This is a genomic window from Legionella moravica DSM 19234, from assembly GCF_000423305.1.
Classification (GTDB): Bacteria; Pseudomonadota; Gammaproteobacteria; order Legionellales; family Legionellaceae; genus Legionella; species Legionella moravica.
Window position 1 is genome coordinate 2836 of sequence record NZ_KE384006.1, and the last position, 5239, is coordinate 8074.

The window sequence follows — 5239 nt, forward strand, 5'->3', positions numbered from 1 at the left end:
TGAACTTAACTCCCAACTAACGTTCCACTCGCCCCTGCGCGCAGCGTGGGAGAAAGGACTAAAAGGTGAACTTAACTCCCAACTAACTTTTCCCTCGCCCCTGCGCGCAGCGTGGGGGAGAGGGATTAAGGGTGAGGGGGATTAAATAACGTCGCGAAGCGACTTCATTTTATTTGATGGTAAGTGCCAAAAAAACAATATGTAAACACAGCACGGACGAACTAAAGCACATCCCTATCTTGCTTTCTACAGCTTTTGATCATAACCACATCATTTTGAAGGCTTGATTTTAAATGAAGTCGCTTCGCGACATTTTTTAACCCCCACACCCCCACGCTGCGCGCAGGGGTGTGGGGAAACTGAGTTGAGTACGTGGGGAATTAGAAGTGAACAACAAACAAAAACACGCTCTATGCTCAATTAAAGAATACGTTCTATTCTCTATGAATTAATAAATCCAGAACTAAAATTGCAGCCCCGACACATATCGCGCTGTCCGCAATATTAAAAGTGGCAAAATGGTGATACTTATAATAAACATCAATAAAATCAATAACATAGCCATGGATTCCGCGGTCAATAAGATTGCCCAGCGCTCCACCTAATATAAGGCTGATCCCTGCAGATTGCAGGCGTGCAGAGTCTGGAGTCCGCCACAACCATATCACTAAAATAGTGCTGACAAGAGAGCTGAATCCAGCAAAGAACCATCTGTGCCAATCTCCCGCTCCACTTAAAAAACTAAACGCAGCCCCAGTATTATAAGCCAAGGTAAGGTTTAACATCGGAATTACAGGCATTGGTTTATAAGGGGTCAGCAAAACACCAATCCAGTATTTACTGGTTTGGTCGCAGATAATTACAAAAAAACTGAGTAAAAACCAATGCCATTTTTTCATATGAAAAGCCTCACCTCATCTTGACCGCTGATATTACCCACACAACGCAAACACAGTTCCGGATGTTCTTTATTTTGTCCTATATCAGGTCTTCTATGCCAACATCGCGCGCACTTTTCATGGCTACTGGCGGTAACATCAATCGCTACTCCGTATTCTGTAGAATGTATACCTGAAGGAACATCAGTCATCGGCATAATTGTCGCACCTGATGTCATTAACAAGAAACGCAACTCTTCTCCCAAACGGGTCAATTTTGGCACTACCTCGGGCTTTGCATACAAAGTAACTTCAGCTGCCAAAGCAGAGCCTATTTCACCTTTTTGTCGGGTTTCTTCCAAAGACTTATTCACTTCATCACGAATTTGATGCAGTTGTTCCCAATCATCCATATTCACCCCATCGATAACCGGCCAGGCATCATACCAACGCTCGATAAAGATGGACTCCCCCTGGTAACCGGGAATGGATTGCCAGATCTCTTCTGATGTAAAGGATAATATAGGGGCAAGCCAAAGAGTAAATGCTTTAACTATGTGATACATAGCAGTTTGACAGGAACGCCTTGCTTTGCTCTCTTTTGCTGTAGTGTATTGCCGATCTTTAATCAGATCCAGATAAAAACTACCCATATCAACAGCACAGAAGTTATGAATTTTTTGATAAATAACATGGAACTGATAAGCCTCATAAGCCGCTACAATTTCATCTTGAAGAAGCTGACAACGCTTTAATGCCCACTTGTCCAATTCCAATAAGTCTTCAGGTTTAACACAATCCCTGGCTGGATCGAAATCAAAAAGATTAGCCAATAAAAAACGCCCGGTATTACGAATTCTGCGGTATGCATCCGCATTACGTTTGATAATTTCATCAGAAATACTCACTTCATTTCTATAATCAGTGGACGCTACCCACAAGCGTAATATGTCGGCACCATGTTGATTGACCAATTTATCCAGAGCGACATAATTGCCTTTCGATTTTGATAGTTTTTTACCTTCTGCATCTACTGTATAACCATGAGTTAATACCGTTTTATAAGGAGCGACTCCATTCATGGCTACTGAAGTTGTCAATGAAGAATTAAACCAGCCCCGATGCTGATCAGACCCTTCAAAATAAACGTCTGCAGGAAAATCCAAATCGCTATTTTGCTTCAAAACACTAAAATGAGATACGCCAGAATCCAGCCAGACATCCATAGTATCGCTAACTTTATCATAATCCTTAGCGTCATCACCCAGCAGCTCGGAGGCATCTAACTCAAACCAGACATCAATTCCCGATTGTTCAATCATTAAAGCAACTTGTTCTAAAAGCTCCAAAGTATTGGGATGAAGTTCCCGAGTGGTATTATGAACAAATAAAGGCATGGGTGTACCCCAGGCTCTTTGCCGTGAAATACACCAGTCAGGCCTATTCTCAACCATGTTGCTGATACGCGCTTTACCCCAATCAGGAACCCAGCTTACTTTATCAATTTCGCTAAGTATGGCCTGTCTTAAGTTGGATTTATCCATAGAAATAAACCACTGTGGAGTTGCCAGGAATATCATAGGAGATTTATGCCGCCAGCAATGAGGATAACTGTGTCTGATGTTTTCTTTGGCTAAAAGAACTCCGTTGTCGGATAATTTATCCAAAACTACTTCATTTGCTTTTAATACAGAAATCCCTGCAAAAAATTCTACATCTTCAGCAAAGCAACCATTTGACTTAACCGGATTGATTAAAGGCAAATTATAAGATTGACCGACCATATAATCATCAGGACCATGCGCTGGTGCGGTATGTACACAACCGGTTCCCGAATCGGTCGTCACATGCTCGCCAAGAACTACGGGAACCTGTCGAGCATTAAACGGATGTTTTAATTGCAGCAGTTCAAAAACACAACCTTTAGCTGAGCCACAGATCGTATAGTCGCTGACGCCATATCGCGTCATGACTGACTCAACCAGATCAGTAGCCACTATGTAATAACTCGTTCCTGCGTCAATTAATGAATAATCAATCTCGGGATGCAAACAAACCGCTTCATTGGCTGGCAAAGTCCATGGTGTAGTTGTCCAGATAGGGAGAATTAAAGGTTTATTTTCAACTTTAATGTTATATTTATTAATAAAATCAGCCGAATTAACTGCAACAAAAGCCACATCGATAGATGGAGAGGTTTTGTCTTCATACTCCACTTCTGCTTCAGCAAGCGCGGAACCACAATCAATACACCAATGCACTGGCTTGAAGCCTTGTTGCAAATGACCATTTTTAATCATTAATCCCAATGCCCTGACAATATTGGCCTCATAGCGAAAATCCATAGTCACGTAGGGATTATACCAATCACCAAATACTCCAAGACGTTGAAATTCATCACGTTGAATATCAATTTGACTTGCAGCGTATTCACGACATTTGACCCGAAACTCCCTGGGTGAAATTTTTACCCCTGCTTTACCCACTTTCTTTTCTACATTCAGCTCGATAGGCAATCCATGACAATCCCATCCAGGTACAAAAGGAGCGTCATAGCCACTGAATGACTTTGATTTTATAATAATATCCTTAAGAATTTTATTCAGCGCATGTCCGCAATGAAGATGTCCATTAGCATAAGGAGGACCATCATGCAGAATAAATTTTTTACTTCCTTTTCGGTTCTTACGAATTTGTTCGTACACTCCTTTCGCCTTCCAATCAGCCAGCATCTGCGGCTCTCGTGTTGCAAGACTTGCCTTCATTGGAAAAGAAGTATTAGGAAGGTTTAATGTATCTTTATATTCTGCCATTGATGCCTACTCTGCGAAATCGTTAAGTTTTGACGGTTTATAATCTGCAGTTCAAAATGCTACTGCACATTCAAATTTAAAAATGCTTTTGCCGCCGCAATATCATTATGAATCTGCGTAATCAAAGCATCCACTGATGTGAATTTAAGCTCATCACGCAATCTGTGCAAGAAAAACACTTGCACCAACTCTCCATAAATTGAATCATTAAAGTTCAATAAATGTATTTCCAATATATTTTTAGTCCCATCAACAGTTGGTCGCTTACCAATATTGGCAACACCTTCAACATATCTGGAACCGATGCGAACATGTACGACATAAACACCCACTAAAGGGAGCGCTAATCGATTTAGATTCAGGTTGGCAGTTGGTATTCCCCACTGTCGCCCTCGACCATCGCCTCGGATCACTCGTCCACATAAACTATAGGTCCTTCCTAAAAACCGAGCAGCCAATTTTAAATCGCCATGCTGCAATGCATTTCTGATTTTAGTTGAGCTGACTTTTTCATTTTCAATAAAAAAATCGGGACAGGTATCAACCTGGCATGAAAATGATGTCCCCAGAGTCTTCAACAATTGAACATCGCCGGTTCTGTTCTTACCAAATCGAAAATCTTCACCTACCAGCAGGTATTTAACTTTTAATGCCCGAAAAAGGTTTTGAGTTGCAAAATCCACAGCCGTGGTTTCAGCCAAACCTCGATCAAACTTTATACAATAGACATAATCGACCCGACAAGACCTCAGCATTTCCAGTTTTTCTCTTAAACTGGAAAGTCGAGCTGGTGCGGCTTCTTTTTGAAAATATTCTCTTGGCTGAGGTTCAAATAAAATCAGAACCAAAGGCAGCTTCATGCTATTCGCTCTGTCTCTTAGAGTTTTAATCAGATTTTGATGACCTAAATGTATGCCATCAAAATTACCGATCGTAGCTACCACGCCCTTTTCAATTTCAGCAAAATGTTGAACACCACGCAACAGTTTCATCAATCAGTTCAATCGCACGAATTAAAGACCAATAGTATACTGGTTTTATTGCCTATTGAGAAATAGAGTATTCATTATATTTTCAATTTCACTAGATACCTGATCATTCAGGGCTATCAAAATACAACATAGGCTTAGTAAAAAAATTTACCAGGGAAACATCAATACGCTCAATCGCCAAATATCATCACAGCAAGCATTCAAATAAAGCAACCAACCTTTTTTTGACTTAATTATAATCACAATGATATAATTCACTCCAAAAAATCTAACCTTAGGAATATCTCCCATGCCAGACGACTTCACACAGGCAATCATTGAAAGCACTCAGGATTCACAGAGCACGCATAACGCAGTGACCTCGAATGCAGCGGCCACGCTCGCCATCCGACTGGCTTCACGGTATCTGTTGCAAAAGACTGATACAGAAACGCCTGCTCAATCCTCTTCATCTTCGTCTGCCGCTTCTTCTTCATCCTCAGCCCCTTCTTCATCCGCAGCTTCATCATCGGTTGTTGTACCAACCTCCGAGATGACTATTGAAATGACCGGTAAT

At 41.2% G+C, this 5239-nt stretch carries 4 protein-coding genes; 1 reads left to right on the forward strand and 3 read right to left on the reverse strand.

Annotated features, from left to right (window positions below; all coding sequences use genetic code 11):
• Positions 1 to 434: 434 nt before the first annotated feature.
• The 3 genes from lspA to ribF are packed head-to-tail and all read right to left on the reverse strand — an operon-like array spanning position 435 to position 4683.
• Positions 435 to 899, reverse strand: a complete 465-nt coding sequence (lspA, locus tag G543_RS0116730) for a signal peptidase II (protein WP_028385549.1) — start codon at positions 897 to 899, stop codon at positions 435 to 437.
• On the reverse strand, positions 896 to 3691 hold the full coding sequence (gene ileS, locus G543_RS0116735) for an isoleucine--tRNA ligase (RefSeq protein ID WP_028385550.1): 2796 nt from the start codon (positions 3689 to 3691) through the stop codon (positions 896 to 898). Before ileS ends, lspA begins: the two co-directional genes overlap by 4 nt.
• A gap of 59 nt (positions 3692 to 3750) precedes the next feature.
• Positions 3751 to 4683, reverse strand: coding sequence for a bifunctional riboflavin kinase/FAD synthetase (gene ribF, locus G543_RS0116740; RefSeq protein WP_028385551.1), 933 nt, complete (start codon positions 4681 to 4683; stop codon positions 3751 to 3753).
• A gap of 289 nt (positions 4684 to 4972) precedes the next feature.
• On the opposite strand from ribF, the gene G543_RS19145 reads away from it, so the two are divergent.
• Positions 4973 to 5239, forward strand: a 267-nt coding sequence (locus tag G543_RS19145) for a hypothetical protein (RefSeq protein WP_028385552.1), incomplete at its 3' end; no start/stop codon positions are given.